At 44.5% G+C, this 21,379-nt stretch carries 16 protein-coding genes and 1 tRNA gene; 7 read left to right on the forward strand and 10 right to left on the reverse strand.

Features of this window, described 5'->3' with window-relative positions; genetic code table 11:
* Positions 1 to 9 precede the first annotated feature (9 nt).
* The 6 genes from ABIN22_RS04360 to ABIN22_RS04385 form a co-directional block, all read right to left on the reverse strand.
* Positions 10 to 1,428, reverse strand: a complete 1,419-nt coding sequence (locus tag ABIN22_RS04360) for a glycoside hydrolase family 32 protein (protein WP_346906875.1) — start codon at positions 1,426 to 1,428, stop codon at positions 10 to 12.
* 19 nt (positions 1,429 to 1,447) lie between these two features.
* Positions 1,448 to 2,764, reverse strand: coding sequence for an ABC transporter substrate-binding protein (locus ABIN22_RS04365; RefSeq protein ID WP_346906877.1), 1,317 nt, complete (start codon positions 2,762 to 2,764; stop codon positions 1,448 to 1,450).
* 18 nt (positions 2,765 to 2,782) lie between these two features.
* Positions 2,783 to 4,507 (reverse strand): glycoside hydrolase family 13 protein, encoded by a 1,725-nt coding sequence (locus ABIN22_RS04370; RefSeq protein WP_346906879.1) that lies wholly within the window; start codon positions 4,505 to 4,507, stop codon positions 2,783 to 2,785.
* A gap of 67 nt (positions 4,508 to 4,574) precedes the next feature.
* Entirely contained in the window at positions 4,575 to 5,396 is an 822-nt protein-coding gene (locus ABIN22_RS04375) for a carbohydrate ABC transporter permease (RefSeq protein ID WP_118619955.1), read from the reverse strand.
* Complete coding sequence (locus ABIN22_RS04380) at positions 5,396 to 6,262, reverse strand: carbohydrate ABC transporter permease (protein ID WP_109733977.1); 867 nt, start codon at positions 6,260 to 6,262, stop codon at positions 5,396 to 5,398. The genes ABIN22_RS04375 and ABIN22_RS04380 overlap by 1 nt, the downstream gene beginning before the upstream one ends.
* 230 nt (positions 6,263 to 6,492) lie before the next feature.
* Positions 6,493 to 7,527, reverse strand: coding sequence for a LacI family DNA-binding transcriptional regulator (locus ABIN22_RS04385; protein WP_109733976.1), 1,035 nt, complete (start codon positions 7,525 to 7,527; stop codon positions 6,493 to 6,495).
* A gap of 225 nt (positions 7,528 to 7,752) precedes the next feature.
* On the opposite strand from ABIN22_RS04385, the gene ABIN22_RS04390 reads away from it, so the two are divergent.
* From ABIN22_RS04390 to ABIN22_RS04420, 7 genes are all read left to right on the forward strand, one after another.
* Positions 7,753 to 8,583 carry an AraC family transcriptional regulator gene (locus tag ABIN22_RS04390; protein WP_109733975.1) on the forward strand — a complete coding sequence of 277 codons (831 nt, stop codon included), beginning with the start codon at positions 7,753 to 7,755 and terminating at the stop codon, positions 8,581 to 8,583.
* Between the two features lie 109 nt (positions 8,584 to 8,692).
* Positions 8,693 to 9,310 carry a DUF4867 family protein gene (locus tag ABIN22_RS04395; RefSeq protein ID WP_118619956.1) on the forward strand — a complete coding sequence of 206 codons (618 nt, stop codon included), beginning with the start codon at positions 8,693 to 8,695 and terminating at the stop codon, positions 9,308 to 9,310.
* 70 nt (positions 9,311 to 9,380) lie between these two features.
* Positions 9,381 to 10,865, forward strand: coding sequence for an L-fucose/L-arabinose isomerase family protein (locus tag ABIN22_RS04400; protein WP_118619957.1), 1,485 nt, complete (start codon positions 9,381 to 9,383; stop codon positions 10,863 to 10,865).
* Between the two features lie 68 nt (positions 10,866 to 10,933).
* Positions 10,934 to 12,406, forward strand: coding sequence for a xylulokinase (gene xylB / locus ABIN22_RS04405; RefSeq protein WP_346906882.1), 1,473 nt, complete (start codon positions 10,934 to 10,936; stop codon positions 12,404 to 12,406).
* 138 nt (positions 12,407 to 12,544) lie between these two features.
* Entirely contained in the window at positions 12,545 to 13,183 is a 639-nt protein-coding gene (locus ABIN22_RS04410; RefSeq protein WP_346906884.1) for a lactate utilization protein, read from the forward strand.
* A gap of 188 nt (positions 13,184 to 13,371) precedes the next feature.
* On the forward strand, positions 13,372 to 15,522 hold the full coding sequence (locus ABIN22_RS04415; RefSeq protein ID WP_346906886.1) for a hybrid sensor histidine kinase/response regulator: 2,151 nt from the start codon (positions 13,372 to 13,374) through the stop codon (positions 15,520 to 15,522).
* A gap of 2 nt (positions 15,523 to 15,524) precedes the next feature.
* Positions 15,525 to 16,871: an ABC transporter substrate-binding protein gene (locus ABIN22_RS04420; RefSeq protein ID WP_346906888.1), complete on the forward strand. Its 1,347-nt coding sequence runs from the start codon at positions 15,525 to 15,527 to the stop codon at positions 16,869 to 16,871.
* A gap of 485 nt (positions 16,872 to 17,356) precedes the next feature.
* On the opposite strand, the gene ABIN22_RS04425 is transcribed toward ABIN22_RS04420, so the two are convergent.
* The 4 genes from ABIN22_RS04425 to ABIN22_RS04440 form a co-directional block, all read right to left on the reverse strand.
* A tRNA-Cys gene (locus tag ABIN22_RS04425) sits at positions 17,357 to 17,427 on the reverse strand.
* Positions 17,428 to 17,622: 195 nt separating this feature from the next.
* Positions 17,623 to 18,330: a transglycosylase domain-containing protein gene (locus tag ABIN22_RS04430; RefSeq protein ID WP_109729870.1), complete on the reverse strand. Its 708-nt coding sequence runs from the start codon at positions 18,328 to 18,330 to the stop codon at positions 17,623 to 17,625.
* A 157-nt stretch (positions 18,331 to 18,487) separates the two neighbouring features.
* Entirely contained in the window at positions 18,488 to 20,524 is a 2,037-nt protein-coding gene (locus ABIN22_RS04435; protein WP_346906890.1) for an ABC transporter permease, read from the reverse strand.
* On the reverse strand, positions 20,514 to 21,278 hold the full coding sequence (locus ABIN22_RS04440) for an ABC transporter ATP-binding protein (RefSeq protein ID WP_346906892.1): 765 nt from the start codon (positions 21,276 to 21,278) through the stop codon (positions 20,514 to 20,516). The genes ABIN22_RS04435 and ABIN22_RS04440 overlap by 11 nt, the downstream gene beginning before the upstream one ends.
* Positions 21,279 to 21,379 lie beyond the last annotated feature (101 nt).

The following is a 21,379-nucleotide window of genomic DNA, read 5'->3' on the forward strand; positions in this document are numbered from 1 at the left end:
CCCCTGCATTTATGAATCTGCTACAAGATGGTAAACGTTCCCTTTTACCTGTTCCAGCTTTCCATCTCTCGTATAAACACTTATCATTACCTTCTGTGCCTCCGGAAAGATCAGATTGCTCATTACCGTTTCTCCACCGTTCAGGAAAAGCTCTGTCTGGGAATTATCCAGAAGCAGTCTAAGCTTCAGGCAGTTCCCGCGGCAGCCGGCGTATCCTTCGTATCTTCCAGGGAAATCCTTATGTGCATTGATACCGGCATGGGTCCGGTCAACGAAACATCTGTTGTTTTCCGGTTCTACACTTACATAGAATTCCTGCCCGCCGCCATAATCCAGTTTTAAACCAAATTCCCCGGGCCATGCCCCGCCCCGGTAAAATTCAAGCTCCAGCTCCTGGCTCAGATATGTAAACGGCAATAAGAAGACAGTTTCCTTTTCTCCGTTCGCCTGATCGAAACTACTTACGGCAATCCGGGCGGCATCATGGCGGAGATATTTGATTTCTTCCGCGGGTTCCTGTATCAGCCGCCTGCCTGTCCCGCGGCCATTGCCGTTAGTCAGTTTCAGTTCCCTTACAAAGGACATTTGTCCCTTGAAAGGAGTTGCCGGAAGAAAATCCCGATACTGCCAGTTGTCTGCCCATGCGATCATCAGCCTGCGGCCGCGGGGGGCATGATTCCAGGTTACCCCGGCATAAAAATCCTTTCCATAGTCTAGCCACAGCACTTCTTCCTGCGGGTTGGAATTTCGAAATTGAATGCCGTCAAACTCTCCCACAAAATACTGCATACCGGTGCCGCCGGCTGGTGAACCCTGATTGATGCTGATGATCAGAATCCAGCAGAGTTCCCCATCAGTTTCCATTGGAAACAGATCCGGGCATTCCCATACCCCGGCATGGCTGCCGTGTCCTTTACCGAAAGAGGAGAGGTAAGACCAGTTCTCCAGATCGTCTGAACCATAGAACAAAGCTTCTGTACCGCCGGATAAAACCATGACCCATTTTTGCGTCTGTTCATGCCAGAATACTTTGGGGTCCCGGAAATCCGGTTTTTCAGGATGTGTAAGAATCGGGTTTCTGGGATGTTTTTCCCAAGTGCGCCCTGCGTCGTAGCTGAATGCCAGCCCCTGACTCTGTCTGCCAGTCCCGTGTTCACTGTATGTAAAAAATGCGGCCAGTCTGTGATTCTTCTCGTCTGCCACTGCACTACCGGACCAGATCTGTCCAATTTCGTCTGGAAACAGTGCATTGGGAAGTCTCACCCAATGCACCAGATCCTGACTGACAGCATGTCCCCAGTGGATTTGTTCTTCTATATTATATTGATGAAATAGGTGGTACTCGCCTCTATAGTAAACCAGCCCGTTTGGGTCGTTAAGAATGTATGCCTCCGGCGAAAAATGATATTCTGGTCGAAATCGTTCCATACTGCCTCCTGTGTCTAATCTATTGAGCCTTTAACTCTTTAAAGTCTTTTTTCAGTTTTTCCACGCATCCGTTCCAGTCATAGTCGCCGTTAAAATACCCCTGAAAGTCTGCTGCAGACTGTGTTTCATAACCTGACGGGAATCCGTTCATAACCCACGGCATCGTTTTTCCTTCATTAATGTATTTCTGAACTTCTTTTGACAACGGGTCGCTGATTTCGATTCCGTCATAGTTTGTAAATGCCGGGATAAATCCAAAGTCATCTATAATAATTTTCTTCCCGTCATCTGACTGGAACAGCCAGTTTAAGAAATCTTTGGATGCCTGTTTCTTTTCCTCGCTTGACTGGCTGTTAACGCACCAGTAAATGGAGATGCCTGTTGCAATATTGTCCTCGTTTACGCCCTTTAAAGGAATAGGGAGCATTCCAAGCTTCTCGGACATTTCTTCTGAAATTCCTTTTACCTCAGGCCCGATCCAGTTTCCCTGCTGAACAACGGCAACACGCTCAATTGCAATTCCTCCGCCGATTTGTGAAGAGTAATCGACTGCATTCAGAAGGGCAAGGTTGTCTTTGGAAGTTGTATATTTTGTCTCCAGATCGACTAAATCTTTCAGTGCATCTGCATAAATCAATTCAATAGAATCCTTCTGCCATAATTCAGAAGCTGATGAAAATTCATTTGCCAGAGCCACATTCAGTGTATGTAATCCCGGAATCCATGACTCTTTGGCGGCATATTCTTCTACTGCTTCCAATGCAGGGAACTGTTCGGAAAGCTTTCCTGAGTCAATCTGCTCCTGCAGGTCTGCAAATGCTTTATCTATTGCATCATAGCTTGTCAGTTTCTCTGCGTCAATTCCTGCGGCTTCAAAAATATCTTTGTTGTATACGAGGCCATATCCTTCTATGCCTACCGGCAGCCCGTAAACCTTTCCGTCTCTGGTCATATCATCTAAGGAACCATCTACAACATTTTCCACCCACGGCTGGTCACTCAGATCCTCCGTATATTCCAGAAGGTTGTCGAGCTTATCGCCTGCTGCATAGATATCTACGGAATCTTTGTTAAGAAGCTTTGCTTTCAGGTTCGTATTATAATCATTTCCCTGAATACTTTCCACATTGATCTTTACATCCGGGTTCTGCTCCATATACGTTTTTGCCGCCGCTTCTAACTGGGATGCAATCTCTGATTTGTTCTGGTACAGATTAATGGTAACCTGTCCGTTTTTACCTCCATTTTCTCCGGACTTGTCCGAAGCCCCACAGCCTGCCAGAGATGCAGTCACCATAGCCGCTGCCAACATTGCACACAATACTTTTTTCCTCATCTTTTTTCCTCCTGAAATTTATTGAAATAAAGTAACAACGGTTTCGTATGGGCGCAGAAGAATGCCTCCATCTTCTCTTGTACGACCCTCACTGCCATAAGCAGCAATTAACATTTTGTTCTCATGGCTGTAATTTGAAATGAGTATTCTGCCTTCTGTTCCTTTTAGTTCGTCCGGTATCTGCACATGGACCTGAGCATCTGTAAAGTTGCAGGCCACGAGCAGTTTTTCCTGATCCAGCGTTCTCATGTATGTAAAGGTTTTATCACTCTTTGGGTCCAGCAGGCGGTAATCACCGTATACAATGATGCGGTGATTTTTCCTCAGCGCAATCAGCCGTTTATAATAGTTTAAAATAGATTCCTCATTTTGCTGCTGATCTTCTACATTGATTGATTTATAATTCGGATTTACCGTAAACCAGGGGGTTCCTTCCGTGAAACCGGCATTTTCCCTGCTGTTCCACTGCATTGGTGTGCGTGCATTATCTCTGCTTTTCCAGCGGATACGCCGCATCATGGTTTCCTCATCCACACCTTCCATTTTCGTACACTGTTCAAATGCTGTTCTGGATTCTATGTCCTCATATTCCTCAATCGTATCAAAATAAAGATTGGTCATGCCGATTTCCTCCCCCTGATAAATATAAGGGGTTCCCTGCATCATATGCAGACATGTGGCCAGCATTTTCGCAGACAGTTCCCGGTACGCGCCATCATTACCAAATCTGGATACGACCCTCGGTTGGTCGTGGTTATTCCAGTAAAGACTGTTCCAGGCTTTTTGGTACATTCCGTTCTGCCATCTGGTCATGATTTCCTTCAGTTTCCTCAGTTCAAATCTTTGGTCATTCCATTTGGAGTTTCCCAGATTGTCTACATTCATATGCTCGAATGTAAAGATCATATTCAACTCATTCTCATCGAATCCGGCGTATTTTATCCCGTCCTCCACGGAAGTGTTTAAGGTTTCCCCTACTGTTATCACATCATGCCTGCTCAGGACTTTCTCGTTCATCTCTTTCAGATAGATATGCGCCTGGGGCATATTATGCGTGTAGGGGACAAGATCACCGTAAGGCGCATTCCCATCTTTTATACCATCCGGAAAATTCTGGTCCTTTCCGATCAGGTTGATGACATCCATCCGGAAACCGTCAATCCCTTTGTTCAGCCACCACTGCATCATGTCATAGATTTCTTCCCGGATAGCCGGATTTTCCCAGTTCAGGTCAGGCTGCTTGCGTGAAAATATATGCAGATAATATTCTTTGCGTTCCTCACAGTATTCCCATGCAGAGCCTCCGAAGAAAGAGCCCCAGTTGTTGGGCGGGTTCTCCCCCTTTCCCTTTTTCCAGATATAATAATCCCGGTACTTGCCGCCATCCAGGGCACGTTTGCTCTGGTTAAACCATTCGTGTTCATCGGAAGTGTGGTTGACGACAAGGTCCAGCATGATTTTAAGCCCTCTTTTATGTGCTTCTTCAAGCATCCTGTGAAAATCCTCCATTGTACCGAATTCCTCCATGATATCCCTGTAATTGCTGATATCATAACCATTATCGTCATTCGGCGATTTACAGACAGGTGACAGCCAGAGCACGTCCACCCCCAAATCCTTTAGATAATCTAATTTTGTTGTAATTCCGTTAATATCACCTATTCCGTCACCGTTGCTGTCGCAAAAGCTTCTGGGATAAATCTGATATACGACACATTCTTTCCACCAATTTTGTTCCTTCATGTTCTGTCTCCATTTCTCAGTCTCATTTCCTGACAGCTTTGGCCTGCCGTAACTGTCAGCTCATTTCTTACTTTACAGCACCGTCTGTGATTCCCTTTACAATATGTTTCTGGCAGCACAGATAAAAGATGATAATCGGAATCATACACAGAATCAGAGCGGCCGTTGCCAGATCCCACTTTTTCGTAAACTGCCCGAAGAACAGATATGTACGCAGCGGCAGTGTCTGCATGCCGTCTTTATTGATGACCAGGGATGGAAGTAGGAAATCATTCCATATCCACATGACATTTATTACGGCAACTGTAACCAGTATGGTTTTTAAAAGCGGCACTACAATATAAAAGAATGTCTGGAACATATTGCAGCCGTCAATGGTAGCCGCTTCTTCCAATTCTACAGGTACATTTTTTATGAATCCATGCAGCAGTACGATTGACATGCTGCACCCGAAGCCGATATACATAAAGACCAGTCCCGGACGGTTCATTAGATTCAGCTTACTCATAAAATCGACAAGCGGCAGCATTACACACTGGAACGGGATCAGCAGTGCTGAGGAGAAGACAAGGAATAAGACCTTGCTGCATCTCGTTTTATACCTGACAAGGACCCACGCCGCCATTGCTGATACAAGGAGAATCAGGACGGTAGCGATCACGGTAATGACAAGTGAATTCGTGAAAGCACTCAGAAAATCCAGTTTCTCAAATGCCTGCTTATAATTATCGAAGGAAAACTGCTGCGGCAGTGCAAGGATGTCCAGATAGATTTCCTTCAGTGATTTAAAAGAACTATTCAGGAGAATCAGTACCGGTGATATAAATATCACGGCAAGAATGGTTCCCAGAATGCCAAAACCTATATTTTTTGTCCTGCTTTTTGCCATTACGCTTCGACCTCCCTCTTCTTTGTGATTGAAAGCTGAATGACAGATATCGTCATTACAATCAGCATAAAGATAACTGCCTTAGATTGTGCCATACCAAACCGTCCTTCTGAAAATGCGGTATTATAAATATTCAGGGACATCATCTGTGTGCTGTTTGCAGGGCCTCCGCCTGTCAGGGAAATGTTCTGGTCAAACAGTTTAAATGAATTTGAAATTGACAGGAACAACCCAATCGTAAATGCAGGCATCATAAGCGGCAGGATAATGCTTTTTAATTTCTGGAACCCGGCTGCACCGTCGATTTCTGAAGCTTCAATCACGGAATCCGGTATGTTCTGTATCTGGGCTATATAAATAATCATCATATAACCGGAAAGCTGCCATGTCACAACGATTAAAAGCCCGATAAATCCGGTTTCCGTGTTGGACAGCCATCCCTGAAGGAAGTCCAGATGCAGTGCCTTACCCAGTGCGTCAAACACCTGGACGAAAATGAACTGCCATGTAAAACCGAGCAGAATTCCGCCGATCAGGTTTGGCAGGAAGAATACTCCCCGCATCAGGTTAGCCCCTTTCATCTTGCGGGTGACCAGCATGGCAAGGGCAAATCCTACGACATTTACGGAAATGACTGCACAGACAGAGAACGCAAAAGTAAACAAAAATGCATGTGCGAACTTCGGATCATTCGTAATTGTCGTGATATAATTCTGCAGACCTACAAAGTTTTTCTGGCTGCCGATTCCGTTCCAATCCGTAAATGAATAAAAGATTCCCATCAATGTCGGAATGGCCTGAATTAAAATAAAAGAAATCATTGCGGGTGCAAGAAACACCCAGAACCCCCATTTTGGCTTTCGCATATTTACATCTCCTTTTCGAATGCTTGTTATCTTTCTTGTCTCTACTGTATCACACCGTATTCACACAGGCAAAGGTTTTATATAAAACCTATATTTTAGATATAAATAAAAGCTGATTTATATACATTTTATATATGCAATTTATATATAATTAACAAAAATGCGTATTCATAAAACTTTTTCAGAGTTCTACGAATACGCATTTTTTGTAGCTTTACCAGATATCAGAGTTATCTGTCTTTGTTATTTTTGTTATTGATTATCTTCACAGACCGTCCTTTTATCAGCCAGACAGGCCTCTTTACATCTATATTTCCGACCAGCTTTCCCGCAATCATATCGAGCATGAGAGAAACTGCAACTTCCGCCTTATCGGTAATATCCTGATGGATGGTAGTCAGTCTGGGTATCGCATATTGTGCGAGGAGACTGTCATCAAACCCGGCGATGGCAATTTCATCCGGTATCTGGATTCCTTTTGTCTGGAAATACCTCATTGCCTCCAGTGCAAACGTATCTGACGCAAAAAACAATGCGGCATTTTTGTTCACAAACTTCATCAGACCCTCATAATTGTGCAGACGCATCTCAAAAGAATCCTCCAGTATTGTAAAATTATATGGTTTGTAGGGAATCCCCCCTTCTTCTAGCGCCCTGCGGTATCCGAGCCACCTCTGGTGGTCGACACCGGCGTCCTTATTGGCAAACATCAGTATATTGGTATATCCGCATTCAATCAGATATTTGGTCATAATATACCCGCCCTGTTCGTCCTCAAGCCCTACATTTACAAAGTCATCGTTAAACTTATCAATTAAATCTATGGCAACGATCGGTTTACCTGTTAACGTGCGTATCTTCACGTAATCGTTATGTGTAAATGTAATTGCAATCAGCCCGTCCACATTCCATGCGAGCGCCATCTTAAAAATATCGTCCAGATCCTCCGCCGCATAAAGCATCATATAGTAACCCGCCTCACGGATATTTTTTTCCAGAACACCAATCACATGGCTGTAGAAGGAATCTGCAATAACAGTATTCTCGTAATGTCTGGAGACGTGGATTACGACCCCGATAATCTTGGAACTGCCGTTCTTCAGACCACTTAAACCCATCCTCGGGACATAATGATTCTCTTCCAGAATCTTTTTAATCTTCTGTATGTTCGCCTGTGAGACTTTTTTTGTATTTCCGTGGAGTACATTATAGACCGTCGTCATACTGACTCCTGCTATTTCGGCAATTTCTTTCACTGTAATCATTTCGATGTATTCCTCCTGTATCTTGCGTAAAGCCAGACGGCATTTTTGACATCTGCAAGTTTATTGTAATAGACTACTTTCTGTAAAACAAGCGAAATCTTTGCTTCCGGTATCATGACATTAATATGTCGGTGTGATAGAATAAATAATAAAGCAGTCATCATAGTGATAAATTATAACGTTACCGCCTGCATGCTGGAGCGGTTTTGAATAGGAGTGGTATTTATGGAATTTAGTCATGAATTGATCATGCCAAATGAAGATCTGCCTTTTAAGATGTTTATTTTTGAAGGGAAGGACGGCAATTATTTCCGGGACAAGCACTGGCACAGGTCTATTGAAATATTTGCGGTGTTTGAAGGGTCCCTTACTTTTTATATTAATCAGGAGATGTATCCTCTTAAGGCCGGGGAATTTATGCTGGTGAACTCCAACGAAATCCATTCCGTTGATTCCCCGGACAGGAATATGACGGTGGTAGTACAGATTCCTTTGAAGACGTTTGAAGACTATTTCACTGGGGAACAGTTCATCCGGTTTACTCATGATTCGAAGAGGCAGGATGAGCGGGTGATGAATGTCATTTCGGATATTTATGAGGCGTATACTGAAAAAGGGTGCGGGTATGACCTCAAGGTGCAGAGTCTGTTTTATGAGCTTTTATACCTGATGGTGACGAAGTACCGGGAGACGGAAGTGAGTCAGGAGATGGTGAAGCAGAACCGGAAACTGTCACGGCTGTCTATGATTACTTCTTATGTGAAGGAACATTATACGGATGAGCTCTCACTGGAGCGTCTGGCGGAGATTTTTGGCTATTCGCCCGCCTATCTGTCCCGGATGTTCCAGAAATATGCAGGGATTAATTATAAATCTTACCTGCAGGGGATACGTGTAGATCATGCCTATCAGGAACTGGCTAATACACAGCGGACGATCAGTGAGATCGCTTTGGAGAATGGATTTCCCAATAGTAAGGCATTTACGAAGGCATTTTCGAAGAAGTATGGGATGCTGCCGAGTGATTACAGAAAGAGGACAAAAAAGTGCCCTTGATTAGATAAGTAAGTGGTCGAAAAAGAACTGTTTCATTGATAAAATAACCTCATCAGGGGAATATTTATTTTCCCCGTCATCATGTAAACAAAATTAGGAGGTTAGCATAATGAATATTCAGAAAGTAACTGATTCTTCATTTGGCAAGTATGGAAAGGTCCTGGAGGGATATTCCATCTCAAGGATTCTGGAAGAGATGGAGCATACGCCTCTGCCGGAAGAAGTGATCTATGTACCATCTGTAGAAGAGATGGAAGCGCTGCCGGAAGCAGAAGCCTTTAAAAACAGGGCATATGGCGGGCTGCCGATCCAGATTGGATACTGCAACGGGGACAATCATAAGCTGAATGGTCTGGAATACCACCGCTCATCAGAGATTAACATTGCAGTGACAGACCTGATCCTGCTTATTGGTTCACAGCAGGACATTCAGGCGGATTATACATATGACACTTCACTGGTGGAGGCATTTTTCGTGCCAGCTGGAACCGTGATCGAGGTATATGCGACGACGCTTCACTATGCACCGTGCACCGCTGCAAAGGGCGGATTCAGATGCGTAGTCATTCTGCCGAAGGATACGAACACAGATCTGACATTTGAACCCGGAACAGAAGGAGAGGACCGTCTGATCACGGCAAAGAACAAGTGGCTGATTGCGCATGAGGATGCAGGGATCGAAGGCGCTTTCTGTGGGCTGAAAGGCGAGAACATTACGCTTGAGTAATTATTTCATTTTAAGTTTAGAGAGAACAGGACACTATAAAAAATAGTTTTATGAAAGGAAGGTACAAGTTATGAGTAACATGCCAGAATTAAAAATCGGAGTTGTAGCTGTCAGCAGAGATTGTTTCCCGGAGAGTCTTTCCGTGACAAGAAGAGAAGCACTGATCAATGCTTATAAGGAGAAATACGGGGAAGGCGAGATTTATGAATGTCCGATCTGTATTGTAGAAAGTGAAATCCACATGGTGCAGGCTTTAGAGGATGTTAAGAATGCAGGATGCAACGCGCTGGTTGTATATCTTGGAAACTTCGGACCGGAGATTTCAGAGACACTGCTTGCAAAACATTTTGACGGACCGAAGATGTTCATCGCGGCAGCAGAAGAGACAGGCAGCAACCTGCTTCAGGGACGCGGCGACGCTTACTGCGGTATGCTCAATGCAAGCTATAACCTGCAGCTGCGCAATATCAAAGCATATATCCCGGAATACCCGGTTGGAACAGCAGCAGAATGTGCAGATATGATCCATGAATTCAGACCGGTCGCCAGAGCAGTTGTTGCACTGAATGACCTGAAAATTATCAGCTTCGGACCTCGTCCGCTGAACTTCCTTGCATGTAATGCACCAATCAAGCAGTTATACAATCTGGGCGTGGAGATTGAAGAAAACTCCGAACTGGATTTATTTGAGGCATTTAACAAACATGCCGGTGATGAAAGAATTGCGGCAGTTGTAAAAGAGATGGAAGAAGAACTCGGTGCAGGCAACAAGAAACCTGAGATTCTTGAGAAACTGGCCCAGTATGAGATTACACTGAAGGACTGGATCGAGGAGCACAAAGGTTACAGAAAATACGTGGCAATTGCAGGAAAATGCTGGCCTGCATTCCAGACACAGTTTGGCTTTGTTCCATGCTATGTCAACAGCCGCCTGACTGCACAGGGAATCCCAGTTTCCTGCGAAGTAGATATTTACGGTGCACTGAGTGAATTCATCGGAACCGTAGTCAGTGAAGACGCCGTAACACTGCTGGATATCAACAACACCGTACCGGCAGATATGTATAAAGAAGACATTGAAGGCAAATACAACTATACACAGAAAGATACATTTATGGGATTCCACTGTGGTAACACAGCATCCAGCAAGCTTACTTCCTGCGAGATGAAGTACCAGATGATCATGGCAAGGGCTCTTCCGGAAGAAGTAACACAGGGAACACTCGAAGGCGATATCGTACCTGGAGACATCACATTCTTCAGACTCCAGAGTACCGCAGACTGCAAGCTCCGCGCATACATCGCACAGGGAGAAGTCCTTCCGGTAGCAACCAGATCCTTCGGATCCATTGGAGTATTTGCAATACCGGAGATGGGCAGATTCTACCGCCATGTACTGATTGAGGGAGGATACCCGCACCACGGAGCAGTTGCATTCGGAAACCACGGCAAGGCACTGTTTGAAGTATTCAAGTATATTGGCGTGCCGGTAGAAGAAATCGGATACAACCAGCCCGCAGGCGTAAGATACCCGACAGAAAATCCTTGGAAATAGTCAGAAATTTCAGAAAACGGAGAGCAAAGGGGTCAGACCCCTTTGCATCTCTTTGCAGGAGGTTACAGATGTTATATATAGGCGTAGACTTAGGTACCTCAGCGGTAAAACTGCTGCTGATGGATGAGAATGGCAAGATTCAGAATATTGTTTCAAAAGAGTATCCGCTTTACTTCCCGCATCCGGGCTGGTCCCAGCAGGATCCGCAGGACTGGTATGCACAGACTGTGGAGGGAATCAAGGAACTGACGGCTGACTGCGATAAATCTCAGGTTGCGGGAATCAGTTTTGGAGGACAGATGCACGGACTTGTTGTGTTGGATGAGAATGATGACGTGATCCGCCCGGCGATCCTGTGGAATGACGGCCGTACAGGGAAAGAGACAGACTACCTGAATAATGTGATTGGAAAAGATAAATTGTCCAAGTATACTGCAAATATTGCGTTTGCAGGATTCACGGCCCCGAAGATTCTCTGGATGAAAGAAAACGAGCCTGATAACTTCGCGAAAATCAGTAAGATTATGCTGCCGAAGGATTATCTTGCATACAAGTTAAGCGGTGTATTCTGCACGGATTATTCAGATGCGTCAGGTATGCTTCTTATGGATGTAGAGCATAAATGCTGGTCAAAAGAAATGATGGAAATCTGCGGTGTGACAGAAGCACAGCTTCCGAAACTGTATGAGAGCTATGATATTGTAGGAAGTATCAAGGCAGACCTGGCAGAAGAATTTGGCTTTACAGGTGATGTGAAAGTAGCGGCAGGTGCAGGAGACAATGCGGCGGCAGCAGTGGGAACAGGCACGGTCGGAGATGGTATGTGTAACATATCCCTCGGAACGTCAGGCACAATTTTTATTTCCAGCAAGTCGTTCGGCGTAGATGAAAATAATGCACTGCATTCCTTTGCACATGCGGACGGATATTATCACCTGATGGGATGTATGTTAAGTGCAGCTTCCTGTAACAAATGGTGGATGGATGAAATCTTAAAAACAAAGGAATATGCATCAGAGCAGGAAGGCATCGTAAAACTGGGAGAGAATCAGGTATTCTATCTTCCATACCTGATGGGAGAGCGCTCCCCGCACAATGATCCGAAAGCACGCGCAACATTTATCGGAATGACGATGGACACAACAAGGGAAGATATGACACAGGCGGTTCTGGAAGGGGTTGCCTTCGGTTTAAGAGATTCCCTCGAGGTTGCAAGAAGCCTTGGAATCAAGATCGAGCGGACAAAGATCTGCGGCGGCGGTGCAAAGAGCCCGCTGTGGAAGAAGATTATTGCAAATGTTATGAACTTAAAAGTAGATGTCATCGAGAGTGAAGAAGGACCGGGATACGGCGGAGCCATACTGGCGGCAGTTGGCTGCGGAGAATATGCATCCGTGGAAGAAGCGGCCGGAAAGCTTGTAAAAGTCATAGAGACTGTAGAACCGGACCCAGAACTCGTTGCAAAATATGAAGAACGGTATCAGAAATTCAGAAAGATATATCCGACCGTAAAAGGACTGTTTCAGGAACTGGCCGAATAGAAATTGATAAAATATTCTGAAAATGGAGCGCAAAGGGGTCAGACCCCTTTGCGCTTTTGTGTGGATTTTAAGTCCCATCCCGTTTATAATGAATACTAACAAATGAAACCAATTAAGTGAAAAAGAGGAGGACAAGCAATGGAAGAGAACCGCACGAAACGTAACCAGCTGCTGGCAGGGCACGTGATTAAGAATTTGAAGAACAGAAATATTGAAGGATACTATGCTAAGGATAAAGAGGAGGCGCTCAGGATTGCGCTGGAACTGATTCCGGAAGGGAGCACGGTTGGCTGGGGCGGATCGGCATCTATCAGTGAGATCGGGTTGAAACAGGCAGTCTGTGAGGGGAATTACGAGGTGATTAACCGGGATGTCTGTAAGACTCCGGAGGAGAAACGTGCGGCGGAGCTGAAATGTTTTGACAGCGACTATTTTCTTGCAAGTGCCAATGCGGTTACGCGGGATGGCGTGCTTGTAAATATAGATAAGTTTGCCAACCGTATCGCAGCGATTGCTTACGGGCCGAGAAATGTCATTCTGGTTATTGGGATGAATAAGATTGTGAGGAATGTTGAGGATGCGGCGAAGCGTGCAAGGGATGAGGCCAGTACTATCAATGCAGCCCGTCTGGATACGGAAACACCGTGCCGTAATACCGGTATGTGCTATGACTGCAAAGGGGCGAAATCACTCTGCTGCCAGATTCTTGTAACGCGCAGTTCAGCGGTGGATGGGAGGATGAAGGTGATCCTTGTGAATGATGCATTAGGATTCTAATCTAACGGATATGTTTGGTAGTTTTATTGATTTATTTCCATATGGATGCTATACTTATTTGGTATAGGGTCCAAGTACGAGAAGGTTTAGTACGTTTAAATATTATTATCTTGGACGGTCAGAAAGTGATGTATCTTTCTGACCGTTCGTATTATAACTTTCCGGTAAAATATGGAGGAAATATAACAATGAAAGATCCCAGACGGAAGTCCGGCCCCAACTGGTGGAACTTCTCTTTGATTCTTACCGCTGCATTTGCAGTTTTAGGCATAGGGTATTTCCTGTATCAGAAAAGTGTAGGCCAGGCAGTTTATTCCACTACGAAATCGTTTATGAAGCAGATCGCGGACCATGACAATCTGAATGTGGAGAATCAGATGAATGCAAAGTGGGAGACATTGGATACGGTATTGACACGGGTGGAATCTTCAAAAAATAACAGTATTGAAGATGTTATATATACTTTGAGTGTGGAAGCACAGGTAACGGCCTTTGATAAATTATATTTGATTACAGAAGATGAGAGGGTATACAGCAATGCTTATCTGGAAACGGCCCTGGAGGAGATGCCGTGGGAAAAAATCTTCCAGCAGTCAGGAGAGCACTTTGTGGCAAGGCACAGTGAGGATAATCGTGAACAGTGGGGAGAATACCTCATCTATGGAACACACCTAAAGATGCCAATTAACTGTGCGGGAGAAAATATCAGCGGCATTATAGGTCTGGTACCTATTTCTGAGATTGCCAGCCAGATGCGCCTCGAAAGTTTCGATGGGCAGGGAATTGCAGCTGTTATGGAACCTTCGGGTGAAATCATTACCGCAAGCCAGTATTACAGCACTGAAACAGACCAGAATTATTTTGTGGGGCTTAAGGAGGCGGATTTTAAAAGAGGTTCCTCTCTGGAGGCCTGTAAGAAAGCGCTAGAGCGAGGAGAAAGTCCTTTTGTCGAATATGACCTGAACGGGGAGAGCTTTTATGCACTGTTCCAGCCAATGGAATATAAAGGCGGTGATGACTGGTATCTGGTGGTACAGGTGTCTACACAAGTGACATCCGAACAGGTGCGGACTCTGGTGGTGCGCTCTCTCCCGTTTTTCCTGCTGCTGGGAATCATCATTATACTGTTTACATATTTATTCTATAATAATGTGAATGCTGTAAGAGTAGCGCAGGCATCGGAACAGGCAAAATCCGCTTTTCTGGCAAATATGAGCCATGAAATAAGGACGCCGCTGAATGGTATTGTGGGGCTGCAGTATCTGATGCGTAAGAATTTAAATGATCCGCAGAAGATGGAAGTGTACCTCAGAAAAGCAGAGGTATCTGCAGAATTTTTGAAAAGTGTTATTACAGATGTGCTGGATATGTCTAAGATTGAAAGCGGACAGATGGAGATCTATCAAAAGGAAATGGATATAGCCCGGATTGTCGAAGAAATAAAAACACTTTTGGAAATGCAGGCTGAGGAAAAAGGTTTGTGTTTTACAGTAGATGCGGACGAGGTGCCCTGTCCCTTTGTAACCGGGGATGAACTGCGCGTTAAGCAGGTGCTTACGAACCTTCTGGGGAATGCGTTTAAGTTCACTCCCAAAGGAGGTAAGGTCAGTCTGACGATACGGCAGGAGCTTAAAGCTGAGGCGGCGCTTACTACTTTCGTTGTGGCGGATACAGGATCAGGTATGAGTCCGGAGTTTCTGGAGAGGATTTGGGAGCCATTTGAACAGGAGCGGCGTATTGCTTCCCAGAATGGAACCGGTCTTGGAACAACTTTGAGCAAGACGCTTGTAGAAAAGATGGGCGGTACTATCACCGTGGAGAGCCAGCTTGGTTCAGGTACCATATTTACGGTATCAATACCGTTTCCTGTAGCACAGGGTGCTTCCGGCAGGGAGGCAGGCAGTGCTGCGGAAGAGGATTCTAATATCAAAGAGGAAGAATGGAACCTGAAAGGGAAAAGAATACTTGTAGCAGAGGACAATGAAATCAACCGCATGATAGTTGTCTCTATACTGAAAGAGCAGGGCTGTATTCTGACTGAAACAGAGAATGGACAGGAGGCGGCAGATACATTTATAAATAGCGGGCCATTCTATTTTGACCTGATACTCATGGATATACAGATGCCGGTTATGGATGGTTATCAGGCCGCCGCATTAATCCGTTCATTAAACAGACCGGACAGCAGCCGGGTTGCCATATTTGCAATGACTGCCAATGCTTTCCGGGAGGATGCGGAAAAAGCATTGGAAAGCGGTATGGATGATGTAATTACCAAGCCGCTTGATGTTCCGCTTTTGTTAAACAAAATCAGAGATTTCAGGGCACAGGAGGAATGAGGATGAAGGGGAAACGGATTATAGGCATAGGAATGGCAGTTATGCTGTGTATTTCATGTGCAGGCTGCCAGAAAACATCCGGCAAAGGCACGTATGAAGAGAAGAATCTGAAAAAAATTACAATAAGCATAAAAACACCGCCGATTGGGGTTGGAAATATACCGGGTATTGGCGAAGCAGAAATTTATGATTTATTTGTGGATGCATTCGAGCGGTTTAAAAATCAATATGATAAATATGATGTAGATTTAAAAATAGGACGTTATAATTATGTGGACGAGAAAGAACAGCTGGCCGATAAATATGGTACGGATGAAGCAGCAGATATCTTTTTTTCAGGTTCGTATAATACACCCACATATGTCAGTGATGGGTGGCTCATACCTCTGGATGATATCATAGATGAAGATCTGCAAAAGGATATTGATGAAAATATTTGGGAACAGTGCTCCATCGATGGTCAGGTGTATGTAATGCCGTTTCAGCAGCTCCAGAATACGTTGCTTGTAAATAAGGAGATGATGGAGAGGGCAGGCCTTGACGAGTATATACCGGCTGAGGATACGATAGCACAGTGGTCTACAAAGGAATTCAACGTGATATTACAGCGGCTGCAGGAGACACTGGATCCCGAAAAAGAATTTGTACTTATGATGTATGCGGCTAATAATCAGGGCGACAGCCATATCATGACCCTGCTCAGGGCATATGGCGGAACCCTGTACGATGAAGAGGGGGATTTCGCAGTAGATACACCCGAGGGGATCGCAGCGCTTGAGTGGCTAAAGGACTTGAATGATAAAGGAATCACGCCAAAGGGCGCGGAAAATATGGAACTGATTGACTGTGTCAACCTGTTCAATAATGGCCAGATGGCTTTATGCATGGGAAACCTTACGAATCTGTGGGACATCTGGGACAAGGGACTGGATGTATTTGCGGCTAACTTTCCAAGTATGGACGGAAAAGGATATGCAACCAGCAGTGTTAACGGGTTCTGCATTTTTGACAATGGTAATGAAGATAAGATACAGGCAGCCAAGGATTTTATCCGCTATATTTATACGGATGAGGACCTGATGAAGTATACGCTGGGAACATTGCCTGTCAATCATTCTGTGACAGAAAAGTATCAGGACGAGATACGGATGCTGAAGGCCTATGGTGACAATACGCCGAATATTGTGGACAATATCAGGAACAACCTGAACTGGCAGGGGGTCCGCGATGTATTTTACCTGAATATCAAGGATCTGCTGCTGGAAAAAAAGACACCGGCTGAGGTTGCCGCCGGTATTGACCAAAGCTGCAATACTGCACTTTCTATAGGGCGAGGGAAAGAAAAATAAATGGTGGTATAGCTCAATTCTCTTATGCTGAGGGTCCTGAAAACGGACCCTTAGCAATTTGACTGTAATGCAGTAAAATTTAAAGAAAATACTTACCGAACTTCGATGATTTTAGCAAACAATATTTCCATTTTTTCGTAATTACAAAGAAAAGAATCTATACTTGCACCTTGCAAAACATATTTGACTTTGCAATATCAACTGTGCGAATTTTTCCAGCCCAGGGATATATATCTTAAAACGTCTGAGTCAGGATAACAGTAGATTTTGTCACTCATTTATTCCTCCCTGAAATTATTCATAAGACGTTGTCTTATACGCTCTTTATCTTCAGCGTTCTGATATTTTTTTAGCAGATTTATATCTTCTTTATCCAATGACATTTGCTCCATAGCCATAGAGGCAGAAACTTCATAAATTTGTTCTGCCTGAATTTATAGAAATAAAAAAGCCTCGAAAACCTTAAGTTTCGAGACTTTTAAAGAAGGCACAGACCGGATTTGAACCGGTGATCAGGGTGTTGCAGACCCACGCCTTACCGCTTGGCTACTGCGCCATATCTGAATTGAGTTTACTATATATCATACTCAAACAGCTCTTAAATTATACCAGATAATTTTTGACGAGTCAAGATTTATGGGAAAAATGTGTTTCAAAAATGTGTAGAAAAATCATGACATAAAATCGTCACTGCACACCAGAGAGGTGCCCGCAGTAATAAAGAAGAACCGGGGGTATTCCCCCGGTCCGGTTAAAAGGCAGTCTCTCCTGCATTGGCAATCCTTGAGGACTCTTCCTGTGTAATATATTTTTGGTTAATCATACTCTGCAGTACTTTCTGCTGGCGTGAATGTGCGAGATCAGGATTCACGTCAGGTGCATAAACCGAAGGGGCGTTGGGGATTCCGGCCAGCATTGTACTTTCGTAGTCAGTCATCTCGGCAGGCTCTTTTCCGTAGTATCCGCGGCTTGCGTCCGCAATGCAGTAATATCCCCCGCCGAAGTAAATGCTGTTGACGTAGAGCTCCAGGATCTCTTTTTTACTGTATTCCCGCTCGATCTTTAAAGCCATGAAACCTTCTGCAGCTTTGCGCGTGATACTCCGCTCCTGATTGAAATAAAGATTCTTTGCAAGCTGCTGTGTGATGGTGCTGCCTCCCTCGATCAGTTCCCAGGCCTGAATATCATTTTTTATGGCACGTGCAATGGAGATGGGGTCAATACCCGGGTGTTTGTAAAATCTTTTGTCTTCCACAGCGACGACCGCATCCAGATAAATCTGAGGCAGGTGGTCCAGAGTCGTATAAGATGGATTATTTTTAATTTCCGCAACTTTTTCCTGAAGGCTTTCCGTTTCTAGAACCTGACGGTACCGCTCGTAACCGCGGTAGCCGATGAAACAGCCTGCACAGAGAATGCAGAGGAATATAAATGCCAGAAATCTTCGGATTAGTTTCATAATATCACTCTCTTTCGTATTCCCGATTTGATAAGCGTCCTTTGTACATGAAACTGTCCAGAATCATGGACAGTTCTTATATACAAAATATAACATATCAATCTTGTTTTAACATGATATTAATCTTACAAATTCCTTAATTTTTTCGAAAGAGCCTTTATCGCAAGTTCTTTTCCCATATGCCAATGTTCCGCCTGAATTCCACGTAGGTTGCGATAAAATAGATCAGGTAAATGCCGCCAAAGAGCAGTATTGAGATGCCGAAGTATGACCAGGACGGCGCCTGCGAAGTTGCCAGTTTGAAGAATTCTCTGCTGTCGTAAAGTACGATTCCTCCGCTGATTACAATGGCCGTGATAAAGGGGAAGAGGTAATACAGGAACAGCTGTTTTAAAATCACACAGCTTATTTCTTTTTCCCGCAGACCAAGTTTGCTAAGGAGAGAATACCTGTGCTTATATTTGGCGGAATCGCTCAATTGCTGTACCGCGAGGACAGTCAGCGCCACGCACAGGAAAACAAGCCCCACATAAAAGAGCGGGAAGATAATTGTGGAAAGAAGCGACTTCATACTTTTTGTCTCTATCTCACGTACATATACATGCTGGTTGGACACGTACATGATGTCTGTCCCGTATCCACGGTCAATGTCCGTTTCATAGTAATCTTCGTCAAGGATACTTTTTCCGGAATCATGGAGATCCAGCAGATTGTCTGTCAGGTCCGGCTGTACGCTTCCTTTTACCTGTGCTGTGAGGAGGGAATAATAAGGCTTCATACCGTCAGCAGCCTGATCGGGGACCACCAGCAGGTAGTCGGCTCCGTTATGTCCGTTCTGCTCGAACCCTTCCGTGTAGACACCTGCACATTTATATTCATTTCCGGAGATGGTTAACGAGGTATGGGAAAAACGTCTGCCGGCATCCTCAAGCCGTGACTTGATCTGGATCAGGTACTGGTTCTTTTCTAATGAAACTTTTTCGTATCCCGCCATTTCCCGGAGTGTATTGTAGTCCGAAAGCTTCATATAAGTGTCATATTTAAAGTAAGCGCTGTCATTTGCCACAGAATTTTCAAGGACATCGCGGTAATATTTCTCCATGAATTTCCTGAAATCACTCTTATGGTCTTCAAAGATCTGGTAAACCAGTTCGGAGCTTATTTTGCTGTCTTTTTTTATCAGTTCGTTTTCAGCAGAAAAATCATATCCGGGATCGGGATTGTAAACCGCGATGTCAAAAGGCCAGTTGATATCGGCCTGTGTCGTCTGAAACTGATTCAGCATCAGTGCATGTGAGGAACCAAGCAGGGCCACCATGAAAAGTACGGTCAGTGTCCCAAGTGTAAACTGCATGGTCTTCACTTTTGAGGCGAGCTGCCTGAGTACAAAGATATTGGCACCCTTTAAGACACCGTTTTTACCGGAGCGGATGTATCCGATCAGGAATGCCGATAAACCCATGTAAAGGAAATATACCGAAACAATTAGTCCAATAATCATAAAATAAATATTTCCATCGGTAAACCGCCCGCTGACCATCATCCAGCTAAAGAACAGCATATAGAGAACTGCGGCAAAGAACATCCACTGCCTGCCGGATTTATTCCCGTTATTTAATTCTTCGTTCTGCTGGTCCAGGTACATCATATCGCGGATGTTCATCTTCCGGAAACGTTTCTTATTGCGGATCAGGGCCAGAAAATAGGAACCGGCAAAGATTGCTGCCGTCATCAGCAGTGTTCCGGCCTTGAATTCGAGATGCAGGCTGTATTCTGTATCCACAATCGCGTAGATCAGGGTTGTAATCACCTGCTGCAGGAAGACGCCGGGGATCAGCCCGATGAGGAAAGAAACTGTTCCAAGGATTACCGTTTCTTTGAAAAACAAACTGGCGACCTGTTTTTTATGAAAGCCAAGCAGCAGGTACGTGGCAAATTCACGGCTTCGTTTTTCGGCCATAAACCGGATCATATAGTGAATCAGCCAGATGATGATCAGGACAATAAAAAATGTGGCAAGCCCGATCATCATCCCCATGATGCCTGCTTCTGAACTGATCTTCTGTATGTCTTCAGAGAAGATCATGGAGTTGAATGCAAACATCAGGGAAGTAATGAAGATCATCGTGATCAGGTAGATAAAATAATCTTTAAAAGACCGTTTTGCATTGCGCAGGGCGAGCTTACTCAGCATACCCATCACCTCCCGTCAGGGAAAGTACATCCAGAATTTCATTCAGGAATACTTTTCTGGTCCTGCTCCCTTTTATGAGTTCGTGAAAGATCTGCCCGTCTTTCAGGAAGAGGATGCGGTTACAGTAACTTGCCGAAAAAGCATCGTGGGTTACCATCAGGATAGTAGCCTTCATTTCCTGATTCATATAGGTAAACGTCTCGAGCAGCATCCGGGCGGATTTGGAATCCAGTGCGCCGGTAGGCTCATCTGCAAAGACAATCTGCGGGTGGTTGATCAGGGCCCTTGCACACGCACAGCGCTGCTTTTGCCCGCCGGACACCTCATAGGGAAACTTATCTCTGCATGACCAGATTTCCAGACGCTCCATGATATCCTTTGTACGTTCAGCAATTTCCTTCCGGCTCTTCTTTGTCAGTGACATTGCCAGAGATATATTTTCCTTTAGTGTCAGCGTATCCAGAAGGTTATAGTCCTGAAAAACAAATCCCAGATTATTTTTGCGGAAATCTGCCATCTGGTCTTCATTCATGCGCGTGATGTCTTCATTTCCGTACCAGATATGTCCCGAAGTTACGGTGTCAACGGTTGCAAGCAGATTGAGAAGTGTCGTTTTTCCGCTTCCGCTGGCGCCCATAATCCCGGTAAATTCCTCCTGATTGACAGTAAACGTAATTCGATTGATTGCTTTGGTAAGATTTTTGTTGCTTCCATAATATTTTTCAACATCCTCGATGCGAAGAAGCTCTTTCATAAAACATTCCTCTCTTTCCTATTGCCAGATTTAAAGTTGGTTATTCATTTACTTATTATTATGGTAATAGAAAATGTTCCGGTCTGGTATCAATGTAGTTT

The organism is Faecalicatena orotica, from assembly GCF_905197545.1.
GTDB classification, from domain to species: Bacteria; Bacillota; Clostridia; order Lachnospirales; family Lachnospiraceae; genus Faecalicatena_A; species Faecalicatena_A orotica.

What these genes read in the sequence shown, in the direction of transcription:
- ABIN22_RS04360 (WP_346906875.1), bottom strand. Translation starts at nt 1,428, where the DNA reads ATGGAACGATTTCGACCAGAATATCATTTTTCGCCGGAGGCATACATT.
- ABIN22_RS04370 (WP_346906879.1), bottom strand. Translation starts at nt 4,507, where the DNA reads ATGAAGGAACAAAATTGGTGGAAAGAATGTGTCGTATATCAGATTTAT.
- ABIN22_RS04430 (WP_109729870.1), bottom strand. Translation starts at nt 18,330, where the DNA reads ATGAAACTAATCCGAAGATTTCTGGCATTTATATTCCTCTGCATTCTC.
- ABIN22_RS04375 (WP_118619955.1), bottom strand. Translation starts at nt 5,396, where the DNA reads ATGGCAAAAAGCAGGACAAAAAATATAGGTTTTGGCATTCTGGGAACC.
- ABIN22_RS04380 (WP_109733977.1), bottom strand. Translation starts at nt 6,262, where the DNA reads ATGCGAAAGCCAAAATGGGGGTTCTGGGTGTTTCTTGCACCCGCAATG.
- ABIN22_RS04440 (WP_346906892.1), bottom strand. Translation starts at nt 21,278, where the DNA reads ATGAAAGAGCTTCTTCGCATCGAGGATGTTGAAAAATATTATGGAAGC.
- ABIN22_RS04415 (WP_346906886.1), top strand. Translation starts at nt 13,372, where the DNA reads ATGAAAGATCCCAGACGGAAGTCCGGCCCCAACTGGTGGAACTTCTCT.
- ABIN22_RS04365 (WP_346906877.1), bottom strand. Translation starts at nt 2,764, where the DNA reads ATGAGGAAAAAAGTATTGTGTGCAATGTTGGCAGCGGCTATGGTGACT.
- ABIN22_RS04400 (WP_118619957.1), top strand. Translation starts at nt 9,381, where the DNA reads ATGAGTAACATGCCAGAATTAAAAATCGGAGTTGTAGCTGTCAGCAGA.
- ABIN22_RS04390 (WP_109733975.1), top strand. Translation starts at nt 7,753, where the DNA reads ATGGAATTTAGTCATGAATTGATCATGCCAAATGAAGATCTGCCTTTT.
- ABIN22_RS04420 (WP_346906888.1), top strand. Translation starts at nt 15,525, where the DNA reads ATGAAGGGGAAACGGATTATAGGCATAGGAATGGCAGTTATGCTGTGT.
- ABIN22_RS04385 (WP_109733976.1), bottom strand. Translation starts at nt 7,527, where the DNA reads ATGATTACAGTGAAAGAAATTGCCGAAATAGCAGGAGTCAGTATGACG.
- ABIN22_RS04410 (WP_346906884.1), top strand. Translation starts at nt 12,545, where the DNA reads ATGGAAGAGAACCGCACGAAACGTAACCAGCTGCTGGCAGGGCACGTG.
- ABIN22_RS04395 (WP_118619956.1), top strand. Translation starts at nt 8,693, where the DNA reads ATGAATATTCAGAAAGTAACTGATTCTTCATTTGGCAAGTATGGAAAG.
- ABIN22_RS04435 (WP_346906890.1), bottom strand. Translation starts at nt 20,524, where the DNA reads ATGCTGAGTAAGCTCGCCCTGCGCAATGCAAAACGGTCTTTTAAAGAT.
- xylB (WP_346906882.1), top strand. Translation starts at nt 10,934, where the DNA reads ATGTTATATATAGGCGTAGACTTAGGTACCTCAGCGGTAAAACTGCTG.